Here is a 26,979-nt window from a genome sequence, read left to right as displayed (position 1 = left end):
CAAACCAAACTATTCAGTTCAGTATGGACTTCGCGCACGCACGCCCCCATGTCATTGCGTGCCCACCGGCATTTGTGCGGACATAATATTTTAAGGAGAATGACGGCATGCGATTGATATCCCTCGTCAACGCCGCATTGGTTATCGTTGCATTGTATTTCGTGGTTTTCGAGCGCGATGCCCTGTTTGCATTTGCCGGTCGCGAAGATGCTGCGAGCCAGTCTGACGCTGGCGCTGAGGCAAACGACGCCTCGGCCGTGCAGGCCGTTGGGGTTGTTGCGTTGCGCTCCACTGCGCGCGAAATCGACAGCGCCGTTTTGCTGCGCGGTGAAACCAAAGCAATCCGTCAGGTCGAAGTTTTGGCGGAAACCACGTCAACCGTCATTTCGGAACCCAAGCGTAAGGGCACCTTCGTCGAGGCCGGCGATCTGCTGTGCGAATTGGATCCCGGCTCACGCCCGGCACAGCTGGCCCAAGCCAAAGCCGCCAAGCTGGAGGCGGAAAGCCGTGTGCCCGAAGCCGAAGCACGGCTGGAGGAAGCGCATGCGCGCGTTGCCGAGGCCGAAATAAACCTGATTGCAGCCCGCAAACTGTCGGAAACTGGCTTCGGCTCCGAAACCCGGCGGATCGCGGCCGAGGCCGAGATGAGTACCGCAAAGGCCGGTATCAAGGCGGCCGAGGCCGAGTTGAAGGCTACGGAGGCGGGCATCGAGGCTGCGGAAGCGGCGGTTTCGGCTGCCGAACTGGAATTGGATCGCATCACCATCGAGGCCCCGTTTCAGGGCCTTCTGGAAAGCGATGCCGCCGAATTGGGCAGTCTGATGCAGCCCGGATCGTTGTGCGCGACCGTGATCCAGCTTGATCCGATCAAGCTGGTCGGCTTTGTTCCCGAAACCGAAGTGAACCGTGTCACCGTCGGCGCTCCGGCGCAGGCACAACTGGTGACCGGATTGCAGGTCGAGGGCCGTGTGACCTTCCTCAGCCGTTCGGCGGACGAAACCACACGCACGTTCGAGGTGGAAGTCACCGTCCCGAACCCCGAGCTTCTGATCCGGGACGGGCAGACCGCAAGCATCCGCATCGCGGCCGAAGGCGCCAAGGCTCACCTGCTGCCGCAATCGGCGTTGACGCTGAACAACGAAGGCCAGCTAGGCGTTCGGACGGTCGGAGCCGGTAATATCGTCGATTTCGTACCCATCCGACTGTTGCGCGATACGGCCGACGGTGTTTGGGTCGGCGGTCTTGCGGAAACCGTAGACATCATCGTGGTCGGACAAGAGTTCGTGACTGCGGGTGTGGTCGTAGCGCCCACCTATAAGGACGTTTCCCAATGACGGGCATAGTCAGCTGGGCCGCCGACAGGGCCCGAATGGTTCTGGCATTCATTGCCATCTCGCTGATCATCGGCGGGTTTGCCTATGTCAGCCTGCCCAAAGAAGGCGAGCCGGACATCGAGATTCCGGCCCTGTTCGTGTCGGTTCAGTTTCCGGGCATTTCGGCCGAAGACAGTGAAAACCTGCTGATCAAGCCGATGGAAACCGAGCTTGCGGATCTGGACGGCCTGAAAGAGATGACCGCCACCGCCGCCGAGGGCTATGCGGGTATCGCGCTTGAGTTCGACTTTGGCTGGGACAAGACAGCCATTACCGCTGACGTGCGCGACGCGATGAACAGTGCACAGGCCGACTTTCCCGAAGGCGCCGAGCAATACACGCTGACCGAGATCAACTTCTCGGAATTCCCGATCGTCATCGTGAACCTGTCGGGTGCCGTGCCCGAACGCACGATGGCGCGGGTCGCCAAGGACCTCCAGGATGAGCTAGGGGCGCTGGATTCGGTCCTTGAGGCCGGGATCGCCGGCAATCGCGATGAAATGCTGGAAGTGGTCATCGATCCGCTGCGGCTTGAGGCGTACAACGTCACCGCGGCCGAACTGATCAGCGTCGTTCAGAACAACAACCAGCTGATCGCCGCTGGTGAGGTCGAGACCGAACAGGGTGCGTTTTCGGTCAAGATTCCTTCGTCCTTCAAGACCGCACAGGATGTCTACGGACTGCCGATCAAGGTCAACGGCGACCGGGTCGTGACTTTGGGCGAACTGGCCGAGATCAACTACACCTTCGAAGACCGCGAAGGGACCGCCCGCTTCAACGGCGAACCGACCGTGGCGCTGCAGGTCGTCAAACGCAAGGGTTTCAACCTGATCGACACCGTGGCCCAGGTGAAAGAGACTGTCGCCAAGGCCGAGACCAAGTGGCCGGCCGAGCTGCAGGCTGCCGTGAATGTCGGCACGTCGAATGACCAGAGCCGCATCGTCGGCTCGATGGTCAGCCAGCTGGAAGGTTCGGTCCTGACAGCCATCGCGCTTGTGATGATCGTGGTACTGGCTTCGCTGGGTACCCGTGCGGCACTGCTGGTGGGCTTCGCGATTCCGACCTCGTTCCTGTTGTGTTTCGCGTTTCTGGCCATCATGGGGGTCAGCATCTCGAACATCGTCATGTTCGGCCTGATCCTGGCCGTGGGGATGCTGGTCGATGGCGCCATCGTGGTCGTGGAGTATGCCGACAAACGCATCAAGGAAGGCGTCGGCCCGATGCACGCCTATGTCGAGGCAGCCCAGCGGATGTTCTGGCCCATCGTCTCGTCAACCGCTACGACGCTGTGCGCCTTTCTGCCCATGCTGTTCTGGCCGGGCATTCCGGGTGAATTCATGGGGATGCTGCCGGTCACGCTGATCTTCGTTCTGTCGGCCTCGCTGATCGTGGCGCTGATCTACCTGCCGGTGATGGGCGGTGTCTCGGGCCGGTTGAGCCGCGTGTTCGACCGCAGCTCGGATTGGTTGCGCGCGCGGACGCCGTGGTGGGTGCGTGCCGTCTTGGTTCCGCCGTCGGTCTACATGATCTTCCTGGGCGCAATGCAGCTGCTGAACCCCACGTATCTACTGCCGGAAGGCGCAGGCGGTGGGTTCTTGCTGGGCGCGGTTCTGTTCCTGTTCGGCGCCTTCGCCGGATCGGTCACGCTGAGCGCAGCCCGGATCGAGCGCAAGCCGGACGAACGTGTCCACACGGCCAAGGAACATACGCCCTTCGGTTATGTCATCAAGTTCTTGGTCGGCAATCCGATCATGCCGATCGTCTCGATCGTGGCAGTAGGCTTTGCGGTGATGACGGTGATGACCATGTACGGTCAGAACAACCGCGGTGTTGAATTCTTCGTCGAAAGCGAGCCGGAACAGGCCACCGCCTATGTCCGCGCACGGGGCAACCTGTCGCTGGCCGAAAAGGACGCGCTGGTTTTCGAGGCCGAACAGGTGATCAGCCAGCATCCGGCAGTGATCAACGTGTTCTCGTTCGCCGGTGAAGGCGGCCTGAACCAGAACAACGGTGGGGCGCAGGCTCCGGCGGACACGGTGGGCCGCGTGCAGTTCGAGATCATCCCGTGGGAGGATCGCCCGAACGTGTCAGAACCTGTCGCAGGCGGATTGTTCGACAAGCACACCGTCGCGCCCGAGTATGACGGCGATTTCGTGATCGAGCAGTTGAACGCCGAGCTTGCCAAGCTGCCGGGTTTCGTTGTCGAGATCCTGCCGCTGGAACAAGGTCCGGCCTCGGCTAAGCCCGTGCACCTGCGGATCAAGGGCGACAACTGGGATGACCTGACCCGCGCCACACTGACCGCGCGCGAGGTGTTTGAAAACACCCCGGGCCTGATCAAGATCGAGGACACCCTGCCCTTGCCCGGTATCGACTGGCAGATCGACGTCGACGTGGCCAAGGCAGGACGGTTCGGGGCCGACGTGGCAACCGTGGGCGCGATGGTGCAGTTGGTGACCCGTGGCATCCTGCTGGGCGAAATGCGCCCCGAAAGCGTGGATGAAGAGATCGAGATCCGCGTCCGCCTGCCCGATCAGGATCGGGTCCTGTCCACGTTGGATACGCTCAAGGTGCGTACTCCGGACGGGCTGGTGCCCTTGTCGAACTTCATCACCCGCAAACCGGTGGCAAAGCTGGCCGAAATCAACCGCGTGGATCAAGAGCGCTATTACGACGTCAAGGCCGACGTGGAGTCCGGTCTGAGCAAAGTGGTGATCGACACCCCGGATGGAGAACAGCGGCTGGCCGTGGTGCGCGAAGTGACCGAAGGCTCGGAACCCGAAGGTGCGACGATCAACGGTGCCGATGGTACGGCCTATACTCTGGTTCAGTTGACCGGTGCGGACAGCTTGCAGGAGGTGCAGGCCGCTATTGATGACGGCGACGCCCGCCTGACGCTGATCAACCCGAACGAGCGGATCGCGGTACTGACCGAGTGGCTGGACACTCAGCCCTTTGCCAACACGATCACCTGGGAATGGACCGGAGACCAGGAAGACCAAGCCGAGAGCCAGGCCTTCCTCTCCAGCGCCTTTCTGGCCGCGCTGGGTCTGATGTTCGTGATCCTGTTGGCGCAGTTCAACTCGTTCTACAACTCGGTGCTGGTGCTGCTGGCGGTGGTTCTGTCCACCACCGGGGTGCTGATCGGGATGATGGTGATGCAACAGCCCTTCTCGATCATCATGACCGGCACCGGCATCGTGGCGCTGGCGGGGATCGTGGTGAACAACAACATCGTTCTGATCGACACCTATCAGGAATACAGCCGCTACATGCCCCGGATCGACGCCATCGTGCGCACGGCCGAGGCGCGGATCCGTCCGGTTCTGCTGACCACCCTGACCACGATGGCCGGCCTGACACCGATGATGTTCGGCCTGTCGCTGGACTTCATCAATGGCGGCTATTCCATCGACAGCCCCACCGCTCTGTGGTGGAAGCAGCTGGCGACGGCAGTGGTGTTTGGCCTGGGGATCGCCACGGTTCTGACGCTGATCGTGACGCCCTCGTTCCTGGCGTTGCGGGTGTGGGTGACCACCTATGCCATATGGCTGGGCAAACTGTTGGCCCGCGTGACCGCCGGCCGTTCCAGCCAGATCGCGCAGGATATGGCGATCGGAGACTCGGCCCGCCGGATGCAGGCGACGGAAATCGTCTGGACCGAGGATGAGGCTGCAGATGCCGAGGAAAGCCCGGGCGACACACCGGGGCATCCGCTCAAAGCGGCGGAGTAACAAAAAAAACGGGCCGGTACAGCCGGCCCGTTTTCGTTTGAGACCTTAGCCGCAGAGGTTTCAGGCCGCCTGCGTATCCGACTGCTGGCGGTTCCACAGCTGGGCATAGCGCCCTTCACGGCGCAGCAACTCGTCGTGGGTGCCTTGCTCGATGATTTCGCCCTTTTCCAGAACGACGATCTGGTCGGCCTCGGCAATCGTGCTCAGGCGGTGGGCGATGGTGATCACCGTACGCCCCTCGCCTGCGCGGGCCAGGGCATCCTTGATGTCCTGCTCGGTGTCGGTATCCAGCGCGCTCGTGGCCTCGTCCAACAGCAGGATCGGCGGGTTCTTCAACAGCGTCCGCGCAATGCCCACGCGCTGCTTCTCGCCGCCAGACAGCTTCAGGCCACGCTCACCCACCTTGGTCTCGTACCCCTCGGGCAGAGAGGTGATGAAGTCGTGGATCTGAGCGGCCCTTGCGGCGGCTTCGATCTCGGACTGCGAGGCCCCCTCGCGGCCATAGGCGATGTTGTACCGGATAGTGTCGTTGAACAGCACTGTATCCTGCGGCACCACGCCGATGGCGGCGTGCAGGCTTTCCTGCGTCACGTCGCGCACATCCTGCCCGTCGATCCGCAACGCGCCCTGGGTCACGTCGTAGAACCGGAACAGCAACCGACCGATGGTGGATTTGCCCGAGCCGGTCGCGCCCACGATGGCCACGGTCTGCCCCCCCGGCACCACCAGAGAGACGCCGCGCAGGATCTCGCGGTCCGGGTCATAGCCGAAATGCACATCGTCCAGTTCGACCCGGCCTTCGGTAATCTGCAGCGGTTTGGCGTCTGGCTTGTCCACTACCTCGGCCGGCTGCTCCAGCAGCTGGAACATCTGGCCCATATCAACCAAGGCCTGCCGGATCTCGCGATAGACGGTGCCCAGAAAGTTCAACGGCACGGTGATCTGGATCATGTAGGCGTTGACCATCACGAAATCGCCTACCGTCAACTGCCCGTTCTGAACGCCGATCGCGGCCAGAACCATCACTCCGATCAGGCCACAAGTGATCAGGAAGGACTGACCAAAATTCAGGAAGGCCAGCGAGTATGCCGTTTTCAACGCGGCCTGCGCATAGGCCTTCATCGACACGTCATATCGTTCAGCTTCGCGCTGTTCGGCGTTGAAATACTTGACGGTTTCGAAATTCAGCAGGCTGTCGATGGCGCGCTGGTTGGCCTCGGTATCCTGGTCATTCATCTCGCGCCGCAGCTTCACGCGCCATTCGGTGACCGTGAAGGTGAACCAGATGTACAGCGCGATGGTGACGGCCACCACGACCAGGTACCAGACGTCGAACAGCCACATCAGAACCACCGCCACCAGCAGCAGTTCAAGGATCAGAGGGCCGATCGAAAACAGGAGAAAGCGCAGCAGGAACTCCACGCCCTTGACCCCGCGCTCGATGATCCGGCTGAGGCCGCCTGTCCGGCGGGTCACATGATAGCGCATCGAGAGCTGGTGGATGTGCTGGAAGGTTTCCAGCGCCAGCGCCCGCAGCGCGCGTTGCCCCACCGGCGCGAACAGCGCATCGCGCAACTGCTGGAACCCCACCGTCATCATCCGCGCCACGCCATAGGCCACGGTCAGCCCTACGGCGCCCAGCGCCAAAGGCGGCACGCCCTCGCCCGCCAACGCGTCAACCGCGCCTTTGTACAGGATCGGCGTATAGACCGCGATCAACTTCGCAAGAACCAGCATGGCCATCGCGAAGACCACCCGCCGTTTGACCCACGGCTCATCTTCGGGCCACAGGTACGGAGCCACTTTTCGGATGGTCAGCCAACCCGACTTGCGTTCGTCCATCTGTGGCATGTCTGCGGAATGCATAGGCGCAAGTCTTCTCATGTCTGACCCGGAAAGCTTCGAGGCCGGGCGAAAACCCGGCCCCGCAAGACCTAAGCCTTTATTCCGGGATGGTGAAGACCTGGCCCGGATAAATCAGGTCGGGGTCGCGGATCAGGTCGCGGTTCGCATCGAACAGGCGGACATACAGAACACCGTCGCCAAAACGCTCTCGCGAGATCGCCCACAGGGTATCGCCCTTTTGCACGGTAACGGACCGGATCGGCGTGCTCTGGTCGGCGCCCGGCACCGCATCCTGCGCCTCGGCCGCCTGCAGAACTTCAACCGGCTCGCGCTTGAACGGCGTTTCCAGACGGCTCAGCACCGTTCCGTCCGTGTCGACTTCGTCAACGCGCAGCGTATAGACACCGGGATCGACTTCTTGGATTTCCCCGCGCCAATCACCGTCCTGCCCTGGCGTGATATCGGCCACCAGCTTGTTGTTCAGATAGAGCCGAACCGCAGCACCCTCGGACACACGGCCGGACAATTGGACATCGCCAGCGTCGGAATAGCCGATCGTATCAAGCGCAACCTGCTCGGGCGACGCGTCTTCGGACGACGGCGACTGGACAAGCTCAACCCCTTCCTCACCGGACCGCAAAACGGCCACCTGCTGGCTTTCGCTGGATTGAGTCTCGGTCGTGGCCTCGGGTGAGGTTGCTTCTTCGTCCTGCGCCCCGGAAACGGTCTCGTCCGCTTGCGCGACCTCGGTGTCCTCTGCGACTGCGGCCGCAGACGGCTGTTCCGCCGTTTCGTCCTGCGCTTCGGTGTCCGTGCTGGCGACTTGCTCGTCCTTAGCGGGTGGCGCAGGCGGCTTGGGCAACGCGGCAATCAGATAGTCATCCGATTGCGCAGACCGGGTACCGTCACCGGCTTCAAGAACCAGACCTCGCGCGGCCTCGCTGAAGGGGATGGTGACGAACTCGGCGAACTGGCCGCTGCCATCGACCGTGAAGCTGTGGATCGGCTCGCCATCCAGCAGGATACGAATTTGACTGCCCGGGTCGCCTTTGCCGGACAGCAGCGCATTGCCGTCAGGCTCCACGAATATCTGGTCGAGCGTCGGAGCAGTTGCGGCCGCGTTAGCCTCGGGTGTGGGAGCAGCCTCTGCCGGCTGTTCTTCAACCGTCGCGTCCTGCGCAGTCTGCTCGTCGGTCGCAGTTTTCTCTTCGGCTTCCGGCGCGGTTGCTTCTTCGGTCTCGGTCGAGGTCTGAACCTCGTCCGCGTTGTCAGGTTCCGCAACGACCTGCGAGTCCTCTGCATCCGGGCTTGGTGCCGGTGCAGCGGCTGGCTCAGTCGTCTCTTCGCTGGCGCTTTCGGCGACGGCCTCTTCCGTAGTGGACTGTTCAGACTGCGGCGCAGGACCGAAGACACCCGAAAGATACAAGCCCCCGGCGCCAATCACAGCCAAGATACCCGCAAGGATACCCCAGACGAATGCACCCGACCTACCGCTTCCCGATTTGGCGTCCATGTTTTTTCCTTCACTCCGCAGCGCAAATGCCTTGACTCAAAAGCTTTCCGCCGAACGGTTGAGCCAATTTACCAATCCCGCTATCACGGGTCAAAACCTCTGACACAACCCCGGAGTCGCTGTTTGATGTCCCAGAAATCGATCTGTGTGTATTGCGGGTCACGCAATGGCGCGAATTCGGCCTACACAAAGGCCGCAGGCACCTTTGGACGGCTGCTGGCCGCCGAAGGCTGGCGGCTGGTCTACGGTGCGGGTGACGTGGGCCTGATGGGCGAAGTCGCCCGGGCCACGCAAGCGGCCGGAGGCGAAACCTTCGGCGTGATACCGGTTCATCTGCTCCGGCGGGAAGTGGGAAAAACAGATCTGACGCGTTTCGTGGTCACCGAAACGATGCACGAGCGCAAGAAAGTCATGATCATGAATGCGGATGCCGTGGTCGTGCTGCCCGGCGGACCCGGGTCGTTGGACGAGTTGTTCGAGGCACTGACCTGGCGCCAGTTGGGCCTACATGACAAACCCATTCTGGTGATGAATGTGGACGGATACTGGGACGCGCTTCACACGCTTTTGGATCAGGTGATCGACGCAGGTTTTGCGGATGCCTCCTTGGCCCGTTTCATTACCTGGGTCGACGACGCCGAGTCCGCGATGGACGAATTGCGCAAGTTATTGAAATAATAGGCGTCACGGGCGGCTTCCCCGCCCGTGAGTCCCGAACTAGCTAGATCAGGCGGTCGAGGTGCGCAGTTGGCGTTGCAGCACCTTTTCGACCTTGTGCAGTGGATGATTGGTCAGGGTCTTGTCGACTTCGGCTACGACTTTGGCCAGAACTTCGCTGTGAAGGCGCCGGCGCAGCAGGCCCAGGACCTGTGGGCTGGCAACCAGAACAAGCCGCTTGTACGCGCCCTTCAGCCCTTTTTTGTTGAGCAGGTTGGCCACATCCTGGACGAACAGGGATTTGGCGTGAGTGCGCCAGGTGTCTTCTTCCACCGCAGATTTCTGGTTCGGCCCGGTATCATTTCGCCGTCCCGCCCGATCCGAGGGCTTGCTCCGCGCGGCGAGATGATCATGTTCCTCAACCGATACGACCACCAGATTGGGGTTCTCGGCATCCGTCACGTTTTCAGTGAACAGTGCTTTTTCCCCGTCGGCGATGATGACCCAAGTACCCTGTGCAAGTGCGACCATTGCGATCTCCCGTTGTGGTTTTCGTGGCCGTCCCCCGCCCGAACAAGAACAGCCAACATCTTGCACCCACGGCACAATCCGGCAGCTATTCCCTCATTGTTTTGGTTTTGGCGGTTCTCTCCTCCCGCATCTATCAGCTAATCACTCTTTGGCGTCTTGCAACGGCGCATGCGCGCAAAAGTTGACGTATCGGCAAGTTTCCACCCGAAGCGCAGATCAGGCCGAAATTTCGACAAGCGTAATCTCGGGTGTAACACCAAACCGGACCGGAAGGATCGAGCACCCAATGCCGCCGGAAACTACCAGATCCTTTCCACCTTCGCGCACCGGGCCGTAGGCATAGCGATTGCCAAACAGCGAGGGCACCACGGGCGACCACCCAAACAGTCTGATTTGCCCACCATGCGTGTGACCGGACAGTGTCAAGGCAACGCGATCTGGCACTTGGGGAAATATGTCCGGTTCATGCGCCATCAGGATGACGGGCGCGTCATCGGTAATCTGCCGCAACGTGCCGGACAGATCGTCCAGGCCGCGGTATCGCCCATTGCCCTCCACGATCGCCAGTTGGTCTTCGAGGCCTGCCAGCCAGATTCCCGGACCATCCAGTTTCTGCGCAGAATTGGACAGGACCGGGATGCCACTCGCGGCCAATGCATCGGCATATAAGTTGGGCCCACCGCCCCGGCGTTGCGCGGCCGTATCATCCCACCAGTCATGGTTTCCCAGAACCGCGAAAACCCCGTGGCGCGCGGTCAGCTCGGCAAGAACCGCGGTGATGTCCGCCATCGCGACAGGTTTCGAAACCATCCTGTGGCTGGCGGTGAAATCCCCCAGCAGCAAGACCAGATCGGCATCCAGCGCATTTGTGCGCCTTATGACCTGCTTGATACGCTTCAGGGTAACGAATGGCTCGCCGGCATGTAGGTCGGCGATGACCGCGATCCGCAGCGGAGGTGCCGTCCAGTCCGCGCGCTTTAGCTTCCATTTGCGAACCCGCAGCCGCATAGCCGGTTCGATAAAGAACCCGTACAGCGAAACAACAAGGCCTGCCAGCGTCACCGCCAGCAGGCCCTTGATAAACCCTCGTCGGGTCAAGAGTTACATCCGCGATGCAACGTTTTCCCAGTTCACCAGGTTGTCGAGGAAGTTCGACAGGTAGGCCGGGCGCTTGTTGCGGAAGTCGATGTAGTAGGAGTGCTCCCACACGTCGCAACCCAGAAGCGCCGTCTGGCCGAAGCACAGCGGGTTCACGCCGTTTTCGGTTTTGGTAACCGCCAGCGAACCGTCGGCATTCTTGACCAGCCACGCCCAGCCCGAACCGAACTGACCGGCACCGGCCGCGCTGAACTGCGATTTGAATTCCTCGACCGAACCGAAGCTTTCAACCAACGCCTTTTCCAGCTCGCCCGGCATCTTGGACTCGCCCGGCCCCATCATTTCCCAAAACTGGTTGTGGTTCCAAAGCTGGCTGATGTTGTTGAAGATCCCGTTCTGTGCGACGGCCGACTTGTCATAAGTGCCGACGATGATCTCTTCCAGCGACTTGCCGTCCCACTCGGTCCCGGCGATCAGCTTGTTGCCGTTGTCGACATAGGCCTTGTGGTGCAGATCATGGTGATATTCCAGCGTTTCCGCCGACATGCCCTTGGCTGCCAGCGCGTCATGTGCATAAGGAAGATCAGGAAGTTCAAAAGCCATCTCGGCCCCCTGTAAATTTGTGTTGCGTTCCCAAGGTTAAATGCTTTGGCAACCGCCGCAGGTCAAGGCCCGAGCGCAGAAAACCCGGAGGTCCGCGATGCTGACGCAGGCGCGCAAGATGTTCTACCGTGCTCGCGGTCATTATGCAGGCAACCTGAATGGCGAGATGTTCCGGCTGGACCCCTACCATTCGAAATTCTGGCGCAAGGCCTCGGCCGGCAACTGGGAGCCCGAAACCTTCGCCGTGCTCGACCGCCATCTTTCGCCAGACCGCGACTATCTGGACATCGGCGCATGGATCGGGCCGACGGTTCTGTATGGCGCGCGCAAGGCCCGGCATGTCTGGTGTTTCGAACCCGACCCGACCGCCTATCGCCACCTGGCCTGGAACCTCGATCTGAACGACATCCGCAACGTCTCGGCCTTTGGCGTGGCTTTGTCCGACCGGTTCGGCGTGGCCCGCATGGCTTCGGTCAGGGGCGAGCGCGGCGACTCGACCAGTTCGCTGCTGCATGACGGCGCGCATGGAACCGATGCCCTGACCATCGCGTGGCGCCAGTTCGCTACAGCGACTGACCTGACAGGCATTTCGCTGGTCAAGATGGATATCGAAGGGGCGGAGTTTGCGGTTCTGCCGACGCTCGCCGACTGGCTACGGGAGCAGAAGCCAGCCCTGTATCTGTCGCTGCACGCGCCCCTACTGGACGAAAGCAACCGCGCCGAACGGGTCGAAGCCCTGCTTGCGACCCTGTCCTTCTACCCGAACATGCGCGATGAGGCGGGGCAGCCAATCTCGGCCAAAGACCTGCTGAGCCCGAGCGCCTTGGCCCAATTCCGAAGCGTTTTGTTCACTGGATAGAGTGCAGATACGAAAGCTCTACCTAAACGAGAGTTTGCTCTTGCGCTTTCAGTGAACCCCTGTTCATTTTCCTGCGTTAACCGTTGAAAAAACAGGAAAATTGACTTGAAACTCATCCTATTTCTTGCTGCCGCAGTTCTTGCCCAAACCGCCGCTGCAGAATCAATCTGCTTATCATTGCAAGATGACCAAACAAGACGCCCATGGCTGGATTTCACCCGAGTATGGATTTCAGATTGACCTCTCTACTGCATCGGCAATGGCCGCCAGTTCACATCAGGATTGAGTCAAAGCAAAATTCAAGGACCGCGGCGCCAACCGGTATCGTATCGTCTGGAACCTCGATCGAAAAATGGTCGCAAGTGGCAATGCCCGTGTACGATATCAGGCGAACCTGAACACAAGCGAAAATACGGTTGCCGTTCGCATGGCGTTCGTGCGGGGGAATTTTGCGAACAAACCCTACGGAGTCGGGACCTGTTCCAAGGTAAAGTAACGAAAGCCCCGGCAGAACCGGGGCTTTCCTTTTATGTCAGTAATACCCAACCTCGCTGCCGGGCTGCGTCGCAACCTTCAGCAGCTTGAACACGTAATCCGCAACTGATCGGAAGCACACCACGCGAAAGGTTTCCTCGTCGTCCATCCAGAACGCCCCCGCAACCTGCGCCAGGCGCGTGCGCCGGATCCGACCGGGCTGGAAGACATCGGACGAGAAATCGACGGGCGCAACCTTGCCCAGCACCTCACGCGCGGTCGATCCCGAGACCCGGAACACCGCCCGCGCGTCCGAGACGTTGACCGCCAGCGCGTGAACGCCGCTCAGCGCGCCCTGCATGGCGGCCAGTTTGGCCTCGACCTCGGCGTAAGGAACCAGCACCAGCAGCTCGTCCGGCGACATCCAGCAGACGCCGGTCTCGCCATCGACGAAAGCCTCGCGCTGGCCGGGCATCTTCTGGCCGGTGGCGTCCTTGACCGCCTTGATCACCAGCTTGTCGGACAGATCGCCGCGCAGGGTGATCATCCCCTGCAGGCCGCATTCCTCGATCCGGGCGATGCCGTCAAAGCTTGCGTGGTTCAGTGCGCTGATGGGTTCAGACATTCTGCTTCTCCCCGTCCTTGTCGTAGAACACCGGGTCCACGATCTTAGCCTTGTAGATTTTGTCGTCGGTGCCCGGGAATTCGATCACCTCTCCCATGCGGTTCGGCCCGTTCTTGACCAGCCCCATGGCGATGCCCCGGCCCAAATTGGCTGAGTAATAGGTCGAGGTCACACGCCCGATCACGTTGCGCTGACCGTTGGCGTTCACGCCCTCGCCCACCGCGTAGGCACCGTCGGGCAGAACCGATCCATCCACAGTCTCCAGACCCACCAGTTTCCAGCGGTCCGGGTCGGTCATGTGAGAGCGTTCCTGCGCGCGTTTGCCCAGGAAATCCTCTTTCTTCTTCGAGATCGCCCAGTGCAGCCCCAGATCCTGCGGGATCACGGTGCCGTCGGTCTCGTCGCCGATCATGATGAAGCCCTTCTCGGCCCGCAGAATGTGCAGACATTCCGTGCCATAAGGCATCACGCCGAACTCTTTCCCGGCCTCCATCAGGGCATCCCAGAAGGCCTGCCCCTGGCTGGCGGGAACCGCGATTTCATAGGACAGCTCGCCCGAGAACGAGATGCGGTAGGCCCGGCAGTCGAAGCCGCCGATCTGGCCGTCGCGCCATTCCATGAAGGGCAGCGCCTCGCGGCTGACATCCATGCCGCCCAGCTTCTCCAGCACCTTGCGGGCGTTGGGGCCCACCACGGCCACCTGGGCGTATTGCTCGGTCACGTTGGCGACATAGACCTTCCAGTCCCACCACTCGGTCTGCAGCCATTCCTCCATATGGGCATGGATGCGCTCGGCGCCGCCGGTGGTGGTGTGGCACAGCCAGGTGTCCTCGTCGATCCGGGCCACCACGCCGTCGTCGATCAGGAAGCCGTTTTCCGAGCACATCAGGCCATAGCGGCATTTGCCGACCTTCAGCGTGGACATCATGTTGGTGTACATCATGTCCAGAAACTTGCCCGCGTCCGGGCCCTTGACGATCAGCTTGCCCAGGGTCGAGGCATCCAGCAGCCCGAGGTTTTCACGGGTGTTCTTGACCTCGCGGTTCACCGCGTCATGCACGGTTTCCCCGGCTCGGACATAGGCGTAAGGGCGGCGCCAGTGGCCCACCGGCTCCCAATCGGCACCATTCCGGTCATGCCAGTCATGCATCGGCGTGCGGCGGATCGGCTGGAACACCTCGCCGCGCGCCTCGCCCGCGATGGCGCCCATCGAGATGGGCGTGTAGGGCGGGCGGAAAGTGGTGGTGCCGACCTTGGGAATCTCCGACTCCAGCGCATCAGCAAGGATCGCCAGGCCGTTGATATTGCTCAGCTTACCCTGATCAGTCGCCATGCCCAGCGTGGTATAACGCTTGGTGTGCTCGACGCTTTCATAGCCTTCGCGCGCGGCCAGTTGCACATCCGAGACCTTCACGTCGTTCTGGAAGTCCAGCCACGACTTCATGCGCAGCTGCACCTCGGCCTTGGCGGGCATCAGCCAAACGGCCTGCATGGGCGCTTCGGTCTCGGCCTCGCCCTGCGGTGCCTTGGTGTTCTTCGGCTTGAAGCCGGCTGCCTTGGCCGCGGCCTTGCCCGCGGCGTGGGCATCGGCCAGCACCTCGCCCAGCGCCAGCGGCCCGCTTGCCGAGCCTGCGGCCACAACAAAGCCTGCGCCATCCGCGCCCAGCGGCGGACGGTCGGGGTCGGGGCGGAAATGGGCGTTGGCTTCGTCCCAGATCAGCTTGCCACCGCAATGGGACCACATGTGCACCACCGGAGACCAGCCGCCCGACATGGCGACCGCATCACATTCGACCTCTTCCCGAGCGCCGCCGATGCCTTCCTGGTTGCAGATCGCGACCTTCTTGACCCGCTTGCCGCCCTTGACCTTGGCGATGGCCTTGCCGGGATCGACCCGGATACCGAGGCTGCGCGCCTCGTCCGCCAGCGGCCCGGCCGAGGGACGGGCATCGACGACGCGCAACACATCCACGCCAGCCTGTTTCAGGATGATCGCGGTGCGGTAGGCGTCGTCATTGTTGGTGGCGACGATCACGCGCTCGCCCGGGGTCACGCCCCAGTTGACCACATAGTCGCGCATGGCCGAGGCCAACATCACCCCCGGCACGTCATTGCCGGCAAAGGACAGCGGGCGCTCGATCGCACCGGTCGCCGTAACGACCTGTTTGGCGCGTATGCGCCAAAGGCGGTGGCGCGGGCCCTGGGTGCCCGGTTTGTGGTCGTTCAGACGCTCGTATCCCAGCACGTAACCGTGATCATAGACCCCAGCCCCCATGCAGCGCGACCGCATGGTGACGTTGCCCATTGTTTCGAGTTCGGAAACCAATTGTTCCACGAACTTATCCACAGGCTCGTCGTTGACGGTGCCGCCGTCGACAGGCGCGCGCCCCCCCCAATAGGCGGTCTGCTCGATCAGCATGACCTTGGCGCCCGATTGCGCGGCGGCTTTGGCCGCCTGCAGGCCCGCAACACCGCCGCCGATCACCAATACGTCGGTGAAGGCATAGAAGTGTTCATAGGTATCCGCGTCGCGGCTGTCCTTATCGGGCGCCTTGCCCAGACCGGCGGACTGGCGGATGAACGGCTCGTACACATGTTTCCAGAACGGCTTGGGGTGGATGAACGTCTTGTAGTAGAACCCCGCCGGCAGGAACCGCGCCAGAGCCGTGTTCACCGCGCCGATGTCATATTCCAGGCTGGGCCAGTGGTTCTGCGAGATCGCGGTCAGGCCGTTGAACAGCTCGGTCGTAGTGGCGCGCTGGTTCGGCTCGAACCGGTTGCCCTGCCCCAAACCGACCAGCGCGTTGGGCTCCTCGGCGCCGCTGGCCACGACGCCGCGCGGACGGTGGTATTTGAATGACCGGCCGACCATCATCTGATCGTTGGCCAGCAGGGCCGAGGCCAGCGTGTCGCCCTGATAGCCTTGCATCGCGGTACCGTTGAATGAAAACGTGACCGGTTTCGATCTGTCGATCAGGCGACCTTGATTTGCGAGACGGGTGCTCATGTTGCGGACCTTTCGCAGGTGGAGGCACCAAGACCTCCGGCGGATGTGTTCTTGAAAAGACGAAGCATCAGGAGAACTCTCTCCACGTCCAACCCGGCCGTTTGGCCGAAATCGCATCGCGGATCTCCTGCGGCGGCTCGGTGACCTGGGCCGAATAGGTGCCGAACACCTCGAGCGTCGCCGTGCAGCGCGCGGCATGGAACCACTTGCCACAGCCGTTGCTGTGGCGCCAGCGTTCAAAATGCACGCCCTTGGGGTTTTCGCGCATGAACAGATAGTCATGGAAATCGTCGTCCGACGCCCCGGGACCGAAGCGTTTCAGATGCGCTTCGCCACCGGCGGTCAGTTCGGTCTCTTCGGCGTCGACGCCGCAATAGGGGCACTTCAGGATCAGCATGTGGCTACTCCTTGCTTGAATTCTTTCGACCACACGCCCAAGTCGAGGGTATGGATATTTTGACCATAATTCTGACCGTTGCCGGCACGCTTGCCGTCTTTGGGCTGATCGCGTTTTTCATTTTCCGGTCTGAGGAAAAGAAGGCCATCAAGCCAAAATCTGACAGCCCGAAGAGTTCTGAAACCATTCACGGAGCACATTGGGGCGACTGACATCAGTGCGCGACCCCGGCGGCGACGCTTTCGTCGATGAAGCGGCCCTCTTTGAACCGGTCCAGCGAGAACGCCTCGGTCAGCGGGGAATGCCCGGTGGCCATCAGCTGCGCCATGCCCCAGCCCGAGCCCGGGATGGCCTTGAACCCGCCGGTGCCCCAACCGCAATTGATGAAACAGCCGCCCAGCGGCGTCTTGGACAGGATGGGCGAGCGGTCGCCGGTCATGTCCACGATGCCACCCCACTGGCGCAGCATCTTGAGGCGCGAGATCATCGGGAAGGTCTCGACCAGAGCGCGGACGGTTTCCTCGATATGGTGGAAGCTGCCGCGCTGGGTGTAGTTGTTGAACCCGTCGGTGCCACCCCCGATCACCATCTCGCCCTTGTCGGATTGCGACATGTAGCCGTGTACGGTGTTGGCCATCACCACCACGTCCATGCAGGGCTTGATCGGCTCGGACACCAGCGCCTGCAGGGCCAGTGCCTCGACCGGCAGGCGGAAGCCCGCCATCTCGGCCAGTTGGCCCGAATGGCCCGCGACCACGATGCCCAGCTTGTCACATTCGATGGCGCCCTTGGTCGTCTCGACCCCTGTGACGCGACCGTTTTCAGACCGGACGCCCGTAACCTCACACTGCTGGATGATGTCCATACCCATATTCGAACAGGCACGCGCATAACCCCAGGCCACCGCATCGTGGCGTGCGGTACCTCCGCGCTCTTGCCACAGCGCGCCAAGGACCGGATAGCGCGGGCCGTCGATGTTGATGATCGGGACCAGCTGCTTTACGCGCTCGGGCTCGATCCATTCGGTCTTGACCCCCTGCAGGGCGTTGGCATGCGCCGTACGCTGATAGCCGCGCACCTCGTGCTGGGTTTGCGCCAGCATCATCACGCCGCGCGGGCTGAACATCACGTTGTAGTTCAGATCCTGGCTCAGATCCTCGTACAAGCTGCGCGATTTTTCGTAGATCGCCGCCGACGGGTCCTGGAGATAGTTCGAGCGGATGATGGTCGTGTTCCGCCCGGTATTGCCGCCGCCCAGCCAGCCCTTTTCGATCACTGCGACGTTCTGGATACCGTAGTTCTTGCCCAGATAATACGCCGTCGCCAAACCGTGCCCGCCGGCACCGACGATGATCACGTCATACCGTTTCTTGGGTTCTGGCGAACGCCAGGCGCGCTCCCATCCGGTGTGATAGCGCAGCGCCTCTCGCGCTACGGCAAAGGCTGAATAGTGTTTCATGAGCGAATCCGTCCGGTTCGTGATTGGCCGAAGATATGCCGTGCGGCGACAGATTACCCCTGCCGTACAGCGCCGCAATATCGCACTATTGCGACATGTAGGCCATTCGCGGCCATTTGTCCCTTTTTTCCGGGCGCGCGCAGGTCTAAGTGAGGGCAACAATTCCGGAGAGATCATGACATTCTGGGTTCTGCTTCTGCTCTTTGCGCTGTCGATCACCGCATTCCTGGCCTTTGGCCTGACCCGAACCCGCCGGCGACAGGAACATCCGGCTGCCTACGATTTGCGGGTCTACAAGGAACAGCTGGCCAGCGTTGATCGCGATCTGGCCCGCGGAGTGATCGCCAAAGCCGACGCCGAGCGGGTTCGGACCGAGATTTCGCGCCGTATCCTGGCCGCCGACGCGCAAATCCGTACCGGTGACGCGACGACCGGGCCGTCGACCACTGTTCGGTTGGCCGCCATCGGGTTCGTTGCCCTGGTTCTGATCGGCGGAGCGTTTGCTTTGTACCGCCAACTGGGCGCTGCCGGATACCCTGATCAGCCGCTTTCAGCGCGCATGGAGATGGCCGCCGAACTGCGTGAGAACAGACCCGGCCAGGAAGAGGCCGAGCAGATGGCCCCGCCCGTCGAAGCGCCTCAGCTTGAAGACAGCTATGCCAACCTTCTGAACCAGCTGCGCACGACCGTGGCCGACCGACCGGACGATCTTCAGGGTCACATTCTATTGGCGCAGCACGAAACCAACGCGGGCAATTTTCAGGCCGGTTATGAAGCCCAGCGCCGTGCAATCGAGTTGATGGGGAATGAGGCCCCGGCGGACGCCTATTCTAACCTGGCAGAAATGCTGATCCTGGCGGCAGGGGGCTATGTCTCGCCCGAAGCCGAAGCGGCCTTGCGTCAGGCACTGGAACGCGACCCGCAATCGGGACCGGCGCGCTATTACTGGGGACAGATGCTGCTGCAGATCGGACGGCCGGACCAGGCTTATCGCGTCTGGATGGACACGCTGCGCACTTCGCCGCCGGGCGCGCCTTGGGCCAACGCCATTCGCGCCCAGATCGACGAACTTGCCTGGCGCGCCGGCGTGTTCAACGCGCCCGAAATCGCAGCTGCTCCGGCGGGTCCGGGCCCCAGCCAGTCGGATATGGAAGCAGCGGCGGAAATGACGCCCGAGGAGCGTCAAGAGATGATCCGCGGCATGGTTGACGGGTTGTCGGACCGGCTGGCGACCGAAGGTGGTTCTCCGCAGGAATGGGCTCGACTGATCTCGGCGCTTGGGGTGCTGGGAGAAACCGAGCAGGCCGCCGCGATCCGCGATGAAGCCGCGACCAAGTTTGCCGAAGACCCTGCCGCGCTTGAACTGATCAACTCGGCCGCGCAGCAGGCCGGCCTGTCGCAATGATCCAGGACGTGTTCGAGGATTTCGCAGCCGCACTGCCCCCGATGCAGGCGTTGATGGGACTGGATCTGGGCGAAAAGACGATCGGCGTGGCTGTTTCCGACCGCATGCGCGGTGTGGCCAGCCCACTTGAGACCGTGCGCCGCAAGAAATTCAAGCTGGACTCTGCCCGCCTTCTGGAAATCGCTGCCGACCGCGAGATCGGGGGGATCGTTCTAGGCCTGCCCATGAATATGGACGGATCCGAGGGTCCAAGGTGCCAATCAACCCGCGCGTTTGCCCGCAACCTGTCCCAACTGACCGACATCCCGATCGGGTTCTGGGACGAGCGTCTGAGCACAGTTGCGGCAGAAAAGGCACTTTTGGAGGCGGATACGACACGAAAACGTCGCGGACAGGTTATCGACCACGTCGCGGCGGGTTATATCCTGCAAGGAGCGCTGGACAGGCTGCGCTTTCTTTAACGAGCCCGGAGACCGGCGATGACGAACATGATTTGGAAAAGGAACGAGGTCGAAAGCCCCTGTGTCCAGATCTGCGTCGTGCATCCGACCGAGCGTATCTGCACCGGCTGCTTTCGCACCATCGACGAAATCACGCGCTGGTCGAAAATGGACAGCTCGGAACGCGCCGAAATCATGAATGACCTGCCTGCCCGCAAGCCTCGCTTGGCCAAGAGACGGGGTGGTCGCGCGGCCCGTCTGGACAAATCCTGACCTTCAAAGGGCTTTGTCGGTCTTCCGACCGTCTTCTTCATCTTTCGCAGTGTCTGCGCATGTCTTCACACCGGACCGTTGCCCGGCCTTCAATTCACTGCGGAACAAACGGGTGATTTCCGACTTGCTGGTCTGCGACCGCCGAAGACTGGATTCCTGAAAATCAACTTCGACAGCCGCGCTGGTCATGGATTTTCTTTTCAAAAACTTGATCAGCCGCATACGAGCCTTCCCGAATAAATCTGCGTCGCTGCGGGCCGGTCGAGAGCTCGGGAAAAGGGGGGTCGAGCCGTATGACTATGCGTGAGTGAGTGGCGGCCCGCAGCGACGATTTGCGCATACCGGAGTCAGGCTCTTGAGAAAGGGGGAAAACCTGCCGTCGCGCTTCAATTTTTTTACCAATTAGACAAATCAGCCGGAGAGACTCAACAGTTACAATGCCTTCGCGCCTCGCGGCTGGGCGAAAAGGACGTAACGTAACAAGTTGGACCGGCCCGCGACAGCGTCATGTGTCAATCCAGGATTTGCCCCCGGACGCGCAGCGCGGCCCAATCATTCGGGCCGCGCGCCATCGTCATCCGGCAGCCAGCCACGCCTTGGCGTTTTCAATCTCTTCTGACGGGAAAAACTGGGTACGTGTACCCAGAATGTGCCCCCCCACGCGCTGCGCGATGTTCTGCCATGCCTTGTCGCCGACGATGGCTGCCCGATCCAGCATTCCCACGTGACCGCGGGCCAGACGGAAATGCGCGGCCAGAGCGGTCAGCCCTTGCCAGCCATCGAATTCCCTCAGATCGATCAGCAACCGGAACGCATCCCTGTCACCCAGGATGGAATCCAAATCGGCTTCGGCCTTTTCGTATTCCTCGGGGTCCAGCTTACCCATCAGGCTGACCTGCACGCATGGCCCGCCTAAATCCACAATGTGGATCGCGCCCAGAGATTCTCGGATCCAGCGGCGCGCTTCTTCCAGCTCGGCCAGCTCGAATACCTGCACCGGACAGGGCATCAGCGGCGCAGCCAGGCGCACGCTGGTCTGGACCCATCCCTTGTCTGCGACGACCGCGGCGCGATCGAACCCGCGCCAATGGCTTAGGCCCAGCTTGGTATCTTCCCAAGCAGCGCCCAAATCGTAGCCTTTGAACTCGGGGCCGACGATAACCAGCAGGCGGACGGCGTCATGTTCCGCCAGCGCAGCCTCGATTGCGGGAACCAGAGTGTTTGTGTAATCGGCGCTTGTTACTTCGCCGGACAATTCGATTTCGATCAATGCACCGTCGGAATTCTTGTGGACCGTAATCATTTTAAGCCTCCAAAGCCAAAGAATGGCAGAAGGTTACGGGGATTCGATCCATTCGGCCACACCGCCCGGCAGCTCGGGCCGGAAATAGGCAATCATCCGTCCGTCCGGCCCCGCCGTTGCCCCCGCCCCCCAAGGCGCGACCCCATGCAGACAATGGCGATGCAACACGTAGGTTTCGCCGGGCGAAGCCGAAACTTCGATACGCGGGCAGGTTTCGAACACTTCGCGACGAGCGGCCTGATAGGCCTCGGTGATATCGGTCTGCGCCCACCGGGTGCGCGGAACACCGGCCAACGCAGCCTTGAAAGCCGCGCCCATGATCTTGTGGCTGCCATCCCAAACGACCAGAGGCGCGGCATCTGCGCTCGCCTGTGTCAGAGGAATACCCAGGACCCATGCGTGAGTTTCGTCGATCTTGCGCCGACGGTCCGGGCCGCCGGGTTTCAGACCATCCACATGCGCCGCGTCGCGCTTGGCCCGGTATCGGGCCGCCGCCTCGTTCTCGCCCCTGCGCGGGCGCGGATAGCCGGGATAGACGACCGAGACCTGCCCCTTGTGCAATTCGATCGATCCATAGTGTTCATCCAGAAACGCGACAGCCTGCCCGCTCAACGGGGCTGAGGCCCCGACACGCCCTGCCCCGTCATTGGGCAGAGCATCGACGCCGATGAACCAGGTGCCTTCGCAATCCAACCACTGCCGGTGGGCTGGGTCACTGGCGGCCTGCTGCGCCAGTGGTAGGGCGTGGGCCACCCAGTCTGCTATGGGCTGGTCGTAGGGGAATACTTCCCAACCCCGCGACCAGAAAGGCCTTACCACCCTACTGCCTTGCGCAGCATATTCAGGGCCACCAGCGTGAGGAACACGGCAAACACCCGTTTGAGCGGCTTGGGGTCCATCGCATGGGCCAGTTTCACCCCCCAGGGCGCGGTGATCATCGTCATCGCAACAACCACACCAAAGGCCACAAGATTGACGGCGCCGATTGTCAGCGGCGGACGGTGTTCAGCTGCGATCGGCAGAAACAGAAAGCCCAGTACCGAGGGTACGGCGATGATCACGCCAAAGCCCGCGGCGGTCGCAACGGCCCGATGGATCGGTGTGTTGTAGAGGCTCATCAGGGGCACCCCAAAGCTGCCGCCGCCAATTCCCATCAGCACCGACAGAAACCCGACCAACGGCGAAATCACCAACCGCTTCAGCCCGCCGGGCATGGCATCACCCAGTCGCCATTCGGACTTGCCAAGTCCCAGATAAGCGCCAATCACCATTCCAAGGATACCGAACAGCGCCTGCAACGCTTCCGTGCGCAGGGCCGAGGCGACCAGTACGCCAACAATCGCACCGACAGCGATACCCGGACCCCAACCGCGTAGAATATCCCAATCGACGGCGCCTTTCTTGTTGTGACTCAGCACCGAACGAACCGAAGTCACGATGATCGTGGCAAGCGACGTCGCAAGACACAGCTGCATCAGCTGCGGGCCACCATATCCCAGCGTTTGAAAAGCGTAGAAGAAGGCCGGCACCAGAACGATCCCGCCACCGACTCCCAAAAGGCCAGCCAAAACACCGGCCAGCGCGCCGATCACAAGCAAAAGGCCCAGCATCTGGGCCAGCAACATCGTATCGGGCATCCGTCCCCCTTGGTCCCCGGCCCGTGGGCCGTCTTAAATTACCTGCGCCGCCTCGGCATCCGGTGCCACGCGGGACAGCGCGTCCAGAACCACGTCAGGTCCGGCATGGTCTTTGACCGCGCCTTCGGACAAAGCGCGCCTCCAACCACGAGCACCCGGGCGTCCTGCGAACAATCCCAGCATATGTCGGGTGATCTGGTGCAACCGACCCCCGCCGGCAAGATGCCGATCGATATAGGGCAGCATTTTCATCACGACTTCAACCGGATCCGCCTTTTGCCCCGACCCGTAGATCAGCTGGTCGGCATCGGCCAGAATATCGGTTGGCTGATGATAAGCAGCCCGGCCGATCATCACTCCGTCCAGTCCGGCGTCCAGATGCACCTGGGCTTCGGCCAGTGTCGTGATGCCTCCGTTGATCGAGATGTGGAGATCCGGAAAACCGGCTTTCATCCGGTGAACCAGGTCGTAGTCCAGCGGCGGTATGTCCCTGTTTTCTTTGGGGCTAAGCCCCTGAAGCCACGCTTTGCGGGCGTGGATCGTCACGCGCTGACAGCCGGCGGCGCGAATCCGATCCAGAAAGTCAGGCAATACGTCCTCGGGGTTTTGGTCATCCACGCCGATCCGACACTTGACCGTGACATCGACGTCAACAGCATCCCGCATGGCGGCCACGCAATCGGCGACCCGACCCGCCTCTTTCATCAAGACGGCTCCAAACGTTCCTGATTGAACCCGATCCGACGGGCAGCCGCAGTTCAGGTTGATCTCGTTATACCCGGCCTCAGCCCCCAATGCGGCCGCCTGAGCCAGCTCCCGCGGGTCAGAACCACCCAATTGCAGAGCAACGGGATGTTCCTCGGGGCTATGGTCCAGAAGATGCAGCGCGCCACCCCGTACCAGAGCAGGGGCCGTCACCATTTCCGTGTACAAAAGCGTTTCAGCACTGAGCAAACGGTGCAGATACCGACAGTGCCGATCGGTCCAATCCATCATCGGCGCAACCGACAAGCGCGCAGCGCGAGTGGCTTCGCTGCGATCAGCAAGTGCCCGAGATTGAGACCCCGCCATCAGTGCACGTTCCTTCTTGTGGCCCAGACAAAAGTGCGGCGCCCGGCCAAGCCGGGTCCGCGCTAGGCGTCTACCACTGTTTGACGCCGGATTTCCACCGTCAGATTGCTAGGCCCGGACGTCCTTTGGAGATTGTTCCGAGCGCTCGGCAAAACTGCCGCGCGTCCGGTTGGCGAAAGCCACCAGCGACAGCATCACCGGCACCTCGACCAGAACACCCACCACCGTGGCCAGAGCCGCCCCCGAATTCAGGCCGAACAGGCTGATGGCGACGGCCACCGCCAGTTCAAAGAAGTTCGATGTGCCGATCAGTGCGCAGGGCGCCGCAATCCGGTGCGGCACGCGCAGGGCAAAAGCCGCCGCATAAGCCACCGCAAAGATCCCGTAGGACTGGATCAGGATCGGCACGGCGATCAGCGCTATAACCATCGGGCGGTCCAGGATCACCTGCCCCTGCAGGCCGAACAGGATGACGACGGTCGCGATCAGGCCAACAACGCCCCATGGTTTGATCCGGTCGCGGAACGCCTCGATCCGCTCGGCCGAGCCCAGCCGGTTGCGCGTCCAGACACCTGCCGCCAGGGGCAGCGCCACGAACAGGACAACCGACAGGACCAGCGTATGCCACGGAACCGAAATGTCGGTCACACCCAGCAGGAAGGCCACGATCGGAGCGAACGCAAAGACCATGACGATGTCATTCACCGACACCTGCAGCAGGGTATAGTTCTCGTCCCCCTTGGTCAGATGCGACCAGACGAACACCATTGCCGTGCAGGGCGCCGCACCCAGCAGGATCAGCCCCGCGATATATTGCTGGGCATCGGCGGGCGCGATCAGGTCGGCGAAGACGTATTCGAAGAACAGCACGCCCAGCGCCGCCATGGTGAAGGGCTTGATCAGCCAGTTGACCACCAGCGTGATCGCCAGCCCCTTGGGCTGTTTTACCACGTCGCGCAGGCTGCTTGGGTCCACCCCCACCATCATCGGATAGACCATGGCCCAGATCAGCACCGCCACCACCAGGTTGACATTGGCCACCTCGGCCGCCGCGATGGCCTGGACCAAACCCGGCGCGAATGAGCCGATGGCGATCCCGGCGGCCATTGCCAGCGCGATCCACAGGGACAGATACCGTTCAAATACGCTCATGCAGAGATCTCCGAAGTTGTGTGGGGCTGCAAGCGCCCCGCAGCCAAGGCGGAAAGCGCGACCATGGCGGCCGCCGTCCCGAGCATCAAGGGCAACCCGCCCCATTGATAGGTCAGGCCAGACAGCAGCGTACCCAACAGCCGCCCGCCCGCATTGGCCATGTAGTAGAAGCCCACATCCATCGTCACCCGCTCGGCCCGGGTGAAGGCCAGGATCAGATAGGAATGCAGCGAGGAATTCACCGCAAAGACCGCGCCAAAGGCCAGCAGGCCACCCACCAGCGTCAGCGTCAGCCACGGCGCGGGCCCAGAGGACATCAGCGCAGCCACCGTCAGGACAGCCGGCACGCAGGCCAGCCCCCAGGCCCAGCTGCGCGCCGCTGCGACCAGATCGGCCTCATCCCGCGCCCCTGCCCGCAGCAGACGCGGGGCGGCAGCCTGAACAATGCCGTACAGAATGATCCACAAGGCCATGAACCCGCCGATCAGAAAAAAGGCCGAGCGGTTGCCCGCTTCGCTGCCATCCGACAGCACGGCGTAGAAATAGATCGGGATGCCAACGACGAACCAGACGTCGCGCGCCCCGAACAGGAAGACCCGCGCGGCAGACAGCCAGTTCACATTGGCCGATTTCGAGAAGACCTCGGAAAACTTCGCGCCCTTGCGGCCTTTGGGCAGCCCCGGCGGCATCGCCAGCAGCACCGCCACCAGGATCAGGAACAAGACCCCCGCCATGCCCAGAACGGCACCCGTAAAGCCGAACCCGGCCAACAAGGCCGCCCCCAGCAGGAAGCCCAATCCCTTGACCGCGTTCTTCGACCCGGTCAGCACCGCGACCCAGCGGAACAGCCCGCCGCCCTCGGAGGGGGCCAACAGCTTGACCGCCGATTTCGACGACATCTTGGTCAGGTCCTTGGCCACGCCGCTGGCGCCCTGCACGACCATCACGAAGGCGACGGACACACCGATGGTCCAGCCCGGATCCAATTGCGCCAGCGCCAGCAATGCCAGCACCTGTATCGTCAGCCCCGCGTACAGGGTCGCGGTCAGACCGAACCGCGCGGCGATCCACCCGGCGGCCAGGTTGGTGGCCATCCCGGCGATCTCGTACAGCACGAACAGATAGGCCAGCTGAACCGGCGAAAAGCCCAGCGTGTGAAAATGCAGCAGCACCAGCATCCGCAGGGCGCCGTCGGTCAGCATGAAGGCCCAATAGGCTGCCGTGACGGCGATATAGGCCGACAGCCCGTCCGGACGTTGGGAAGCGCTGGTCAAAGCGATGCCCCGACCATCATCGCGACATCCACCAGACGGTGCGCATAGCCCATCTCGTTGTCGTACCAGGCATAGACCTTTACCTGCGTTCCGTTCACCACCATGGTCGACGGTGCATCCACGATGCTGGACCGGGTGTCATTGGTATAGTCGGTCGAAACCAGAGGACGCTCCTCATAGCCCAGAATGCCGACCAGAGGCCCTTCGGCCGCGGCCTTGAACAGGGCGTTCACTTCTTCGGCCGTGGTT

The 26,979-nt window shown here is 62.0% G+C and carries 24 protein-coding genes and 1 pseudogene; 8 read left to right on the top strand and 17 right to left on the bottom strand.

Features of this window, described 5'->3' with window-relative positions; all coding sequences use genetic code 11:
- The first annotated feature begins 107 nt into the window (after positions 1-107).
- On the top strand, positions 108-1,334 hold the full coding sequence (locus tag AC2FM5_RS06370) for an efflux RND transporter periplasmic adaptor subunit (protein ID WP_480726107.1): 1,227 nt from the start codon (positions 108-110) through the stop codon (positions 1,332-1,334).
- Positions 1,331-5,107 carry an efflux RND transporter permease subunit gene (locus AC2FM5_RS06365; RefSeq protein WP_496734518.1) on the top strand — a complete coding sequence of 1,259 codons (3,777 nt, stop codon included), beginning with the start codon at positions 1,331-1,333 and terminating at the stop codon, positions 5,105-5,107. The genes AC2FM5_RS06370 and AC2FM5_RS06365 overlap by 4 nt, the downstream gene beginning before the upstream one ends.
- A 60-nt stretch (positions 5,108-5,167) precedes the next feature.
- Here the strand turns inward: AC2FM5_RS06365 and AC2FM5_RS06360 are convergent, their stop codons facing one another.
- Both AC2FM5_RS06360 and AC2FM5_RS06355 read right to left on the bottom strand, forming a co-directional pair.
- Positions 5,168-6,958 (bottom strand): ABCB family ABC transporter ATP-binding protein/permease, encoded by a 1,791-nt coding sequence (locus AC2FM5_RS06360; protein WP_496734516.1) that lies wholly within the window; start codon positions 6,956-6,958, stop codon positions 5,168-5,170.
- Between the two features lie 91 nt (positions 6,959-7,049).
- On the bottom strand, positions 7,050-8,465 hold the full coding sequence (locus AC2FM5_RS06355; RefSeq protein WP_170443137.1) for a LysM peptidoglycan-binding domain-containing protein: 1,416 nt from the start codon (positions 8,463-8,465) through the stop codon (positions 7,050-7,052).
- 126 nt (positions 8,466-8,591) lie between these two features.
- Here AC2FM5_RS06355 and AC2FM5_RS06350 point away from each other — a divergent pair, with 126 nt between their 5' ends.
- Positions 8,592-9,143, top strand: a complete 552-nt coding sequence (locus tag AC2FM5_RS06350) for an LOG family protein (protein ID WP_170338492.1) — start codon at positions 8,592-8,594, stop codon at positions 9,141-9,143.
- 48 nt (positions 9,144-9,191) lie between these two features.
- Here the strand turns inward: AC2FM5_RS06350 and AC2FM5_RS06345 are convergent, their stop codons facing one another.
- From AC2FM5_RS06345 to AC2FM5_RS06335, 3 genes are all read right to left on the bottom strand, one after another.
- Positions 9,192-9,653, bottom strand: coding sequence for a host attachment family protein (locus AC2FM5_RS06345; protein ID WP_170338489.1), 462 nt, complete (start codon positions 9,651-9,653; stop codon positions 9,192-9,194).
- A 216-nt stretch (positions 9,654-9,869) separates the two neighbouring features.
- Positions 9,870-10,751 carry a metallophosphoesterase gene (locus AC2FM5_RS06340; RefSeq protein WP_496734513.1) on the bottom strand — a complete coding sequence of 294 codons (882 nt, stop codon included), beginning with the start codon at positions 10,749-10,751 and terminating at the stop codon, positions 9,870-9,872.
- 3 nt (positions 10,752-10,754) lie between these two features.
- Complete coding sequence (locus tag AC2FM5_RS06335) at positions 10,755-11,354, bottom strand: superoxide dismutase (RefSeq protein ID WP_093962459.1); 600 nt, start codon at positions 11,352-11,354, stop codon at positions 10,755-10,757.
- A gap of 97 nt (positions 11,355-11,451) precedes the next feature.
- Between AC2FM5_RS06335 and AC2FM5_RS06330 the strand changes: the two genes are divergently transcribed.
- Positions 11,452-12,213 carry an FkbM family methyltransferase gene (locus tag AC2FM5_RS06330; protein ID WP_496734511.1) on the top strand — a complete coding sequence of 254 codons (762 nt, stop codon included), beginning with the start codon at positions 11,452-11,454 and terminating at the stop codon, positions 12,211-12,213.
- 532 nt (positions 12,214-12,745) lie between these two features.
- Here the strand turns inward: AC2FM5_RS06330 and AC2FM5_RS06325 are convergent.
- The 3 genes from AC2FM5_RS06325 to AC2FM5_RS06315 all read right to left on the bottom strand — a co-directional run bounded on the left by AC2FM5_RS06325 (position 12,746) and on the right by AC2FM5_RS06315 (position 16,716).
- Complete coding sequence (locus AC2FM5_RS06325) at positions 12,746-13,312, bottom strand: sarcosine oxidase subunit gamma (RefSeq protein ID WP_170458653.1); 567 nt, start codon at positions 13,310-13,312, stop codon at positions 12,746-12,748.
- On the bottom strand, positions 13,305-16,319 hold the full coding sequence (locus tag AC2FM5_RS06320) for a sarcosine oxidase subunit alpha family protein (protein ID WP_496734509.1): 3,015 nt from the start codon (positions 16,317-16,319) through the stop codon (positions 13,305-13,307). The genes AC2FM5_RS06325 and AC2FM5_RS06320 overlap by 8 nt, the downstream gene beginning before the upstream one ends.
- Before the next feature lie 67 nt (positions 16,320-16,386).
- Positions 16,387-16,716, bottom strand: coding sequence for a sarcosine oxidase subunit delta (locus AC2FM5_RS06315; RefSeq protein WP_170418161.1), 330 nt, complete (start codon positions 16,714-16,716; stop codon positions 16,387-16,389).
- A 50-nt stretch (positions 16,717-16,766) separates the two neighbouring features.
- On the opposite strand from AC2FM5_RS06315, the gene AC2FM5_RS06310 reads away from it, so the two are divergent.
- Positions 16,767-16,928 (top strand): hypothetical protein, encoded by a 162-nt coding sequence (locus tag AC2FM5_RS06310; protein ID WP_170358663.1) that lies wholly within the window; start codon positions 16,767-16,769, stop codon positions 16,926-16,928.
- Positions 16,929-16,930: 2 nt separating this feature from the next.
- On the opposite strand, the gene AC2FM5_RS06305 is transcribed toward AC2FM5_RS06310, so the two are convergent.
- A complete protein-coding gene (locus AC2FM5_RS06305; RefSeq protein ID WP_093962465.1) occupies positions 16,931-18,175 on the bottom strand; it encodes a sarcosine oxidase subunit beta family protein in 1,245 nt (414 codons plus the stop codon).
- A 175-nt stretch (positions 18,176-18,350) separates the two neighbouring features.
- Between AC2FM5_RS06305 and ccmI the strand changes: the two genes are divergently transcribed.
- The 3 genes from ccmI to AC2FM5_RS06290 are packed head-to-tail and all read left to right on the top strand — an operon-like array spanning position 18,351 to position 20,293.
- Positions 18,351-19,580, top strand: coding sequence for a c-type cytochrome biogenesis protein CcmI (gene ccmI, locus AC2FM5_RS06300; RefSeq protein WP_170358661.1), 1,230 nt, complete (start codon positions 18,351-18,353; stop codon positions 19,578-19,580).
- Positions 19,577-20,041 (top strand): Holliday junction resolvase RuvX, encoded by a 465-nt coding sequence (ruvX, locus tag AC2FM5_RS06295; protein ID WP_093962467.1) that lies wholly within the window; start codon positions 19,577-19,579, stop codon positions 20,039-20,041. The genes ccmI and ruvX overlap by 4 nt, the downstream gene beginning before the upstream one ends.
- Positions 20,042-20,059: 18 nt before the next feature.
- Entirely contained in the window at positions 20,060-20,293 is a 234-nt protein-coding gene (locus AC2FM5_RS06290) for a DUF1289 domain-containing protein (protein WP_496734506.1), read from the top strand.
- Positions 20,294-20,296: 3 nt separating this feature from the next.
- Here the strand turns inward: AC2FM5_RS06290 and AC2FM5_RS06285 are convergent, their stop codons facing one another.
- The 8 genes and pseudogenes from AC2FM5_RS06285 to AC2FM5_RS06250 all read right to left on the bottom strand — a co-directional run.
- Positions 20,297-20,515: a hypothetical protein gene (locus tag AC2FM5_RS06285; protein ID WP_170455767.1), complete on the bottom strand. Its 219-nt coding sequence runs from the start codon at positions 20,513-20,515 to the stop codon at positions 20,297-20,299.
- A 352-nt stretch (positions 20,516-20,867) separates the two neighbouring features.
- The gene (locus AC2FM5_RS06280) at positions 20,868-21,596 is read right to left on the bottom strand and encodes a SpoIIAA family protein (protein ID WP_496734504.1); all 729 of its coding nucleotides are present in this window, start codon (positions 21,594-21,596) and stop codon (positions 20,868-20,870) included.
- Between the two features lie 33 nt (positions 21,597-21,629).
- Positions 21,630-22,349, bottom strand: coding sequence for a hypothetical protein (locus AC2FM5_RS06275; protein ID WP_367648530.1), 720 nt, complete (start codon positions 22,347-22,349; stop codon positions 21,630-21,632).
- 59 nt (positions 22,350-22,408) lie between these two features.
- Positions 22,409-23,233 (bottom strand): sulfite exporter TauE/SafE family protein, encoded by an 825-nt coding sequence (locus AC2FM5_RS06270; protein ID WP_170337959.1) that lies wholly within the window; start codon positions 23,231-23,233, stop codon positions 22,409-22,411.
- Positions 23,234-23,266: 33 nt separating this feature from the next.
- Positions 23,267-24,304, bottom strand: a complete 1,038-nt coding sequence (gene dusA, locus AC2FM5_RS06265) for a tRNA dihydrouridine(20/20a) synthase DusA (RefSeq protein WP_496734501.1) — start codon at positions 24,302-24,304, stop codon at positions 23,267-23,269.
- Positions 24,305-24,412: 108 nt separating this feature from the next.
- On the bottom strand, positions 24,413-25,456 hold the full coding sequence (arsB, locus tag AC2FM5_RS06260) for an ACR3 family arsenite efflux transporter (protein ID WP_496734499.1): 1,044 nt from the start codon (positions 25,454-25,456) through the stop codon (positions 24,413-24,415).
- Positions 25,453-26,730, bottom strand: a complete 1,278-nt coding sequence (gene arsJ, locus AC2FM5_RS06255) for an organoarsenical effux MFS transporter ArsJ (RefSeq protein ID WP_496734497.1) — start codon at positions 26,728-26,730, stop codon at positions 25,453-25,455. The genes arsB and arsJ overlap by 4 nt, the downstream gene beginning before the upstream one ends.
- Positions 26,727-26,979 (bottom strand): annotated as a pseudogene (locus tag AC2FM5_RS06250) (ArsJ-associated glyceraldehyde-3-phosphate dehydrogenase); the annotation flags it as partial. The pseudogene AC2FM5_RS06250 and the gene arsJ, both read right to left, overlap by 4 nt.

This window comes from Ruegeria sp. BHSA162 (assembly GCF_059613385.1).
This window is presented reverse-complemented; position numbering and strand designations above follow the sequence as displayed.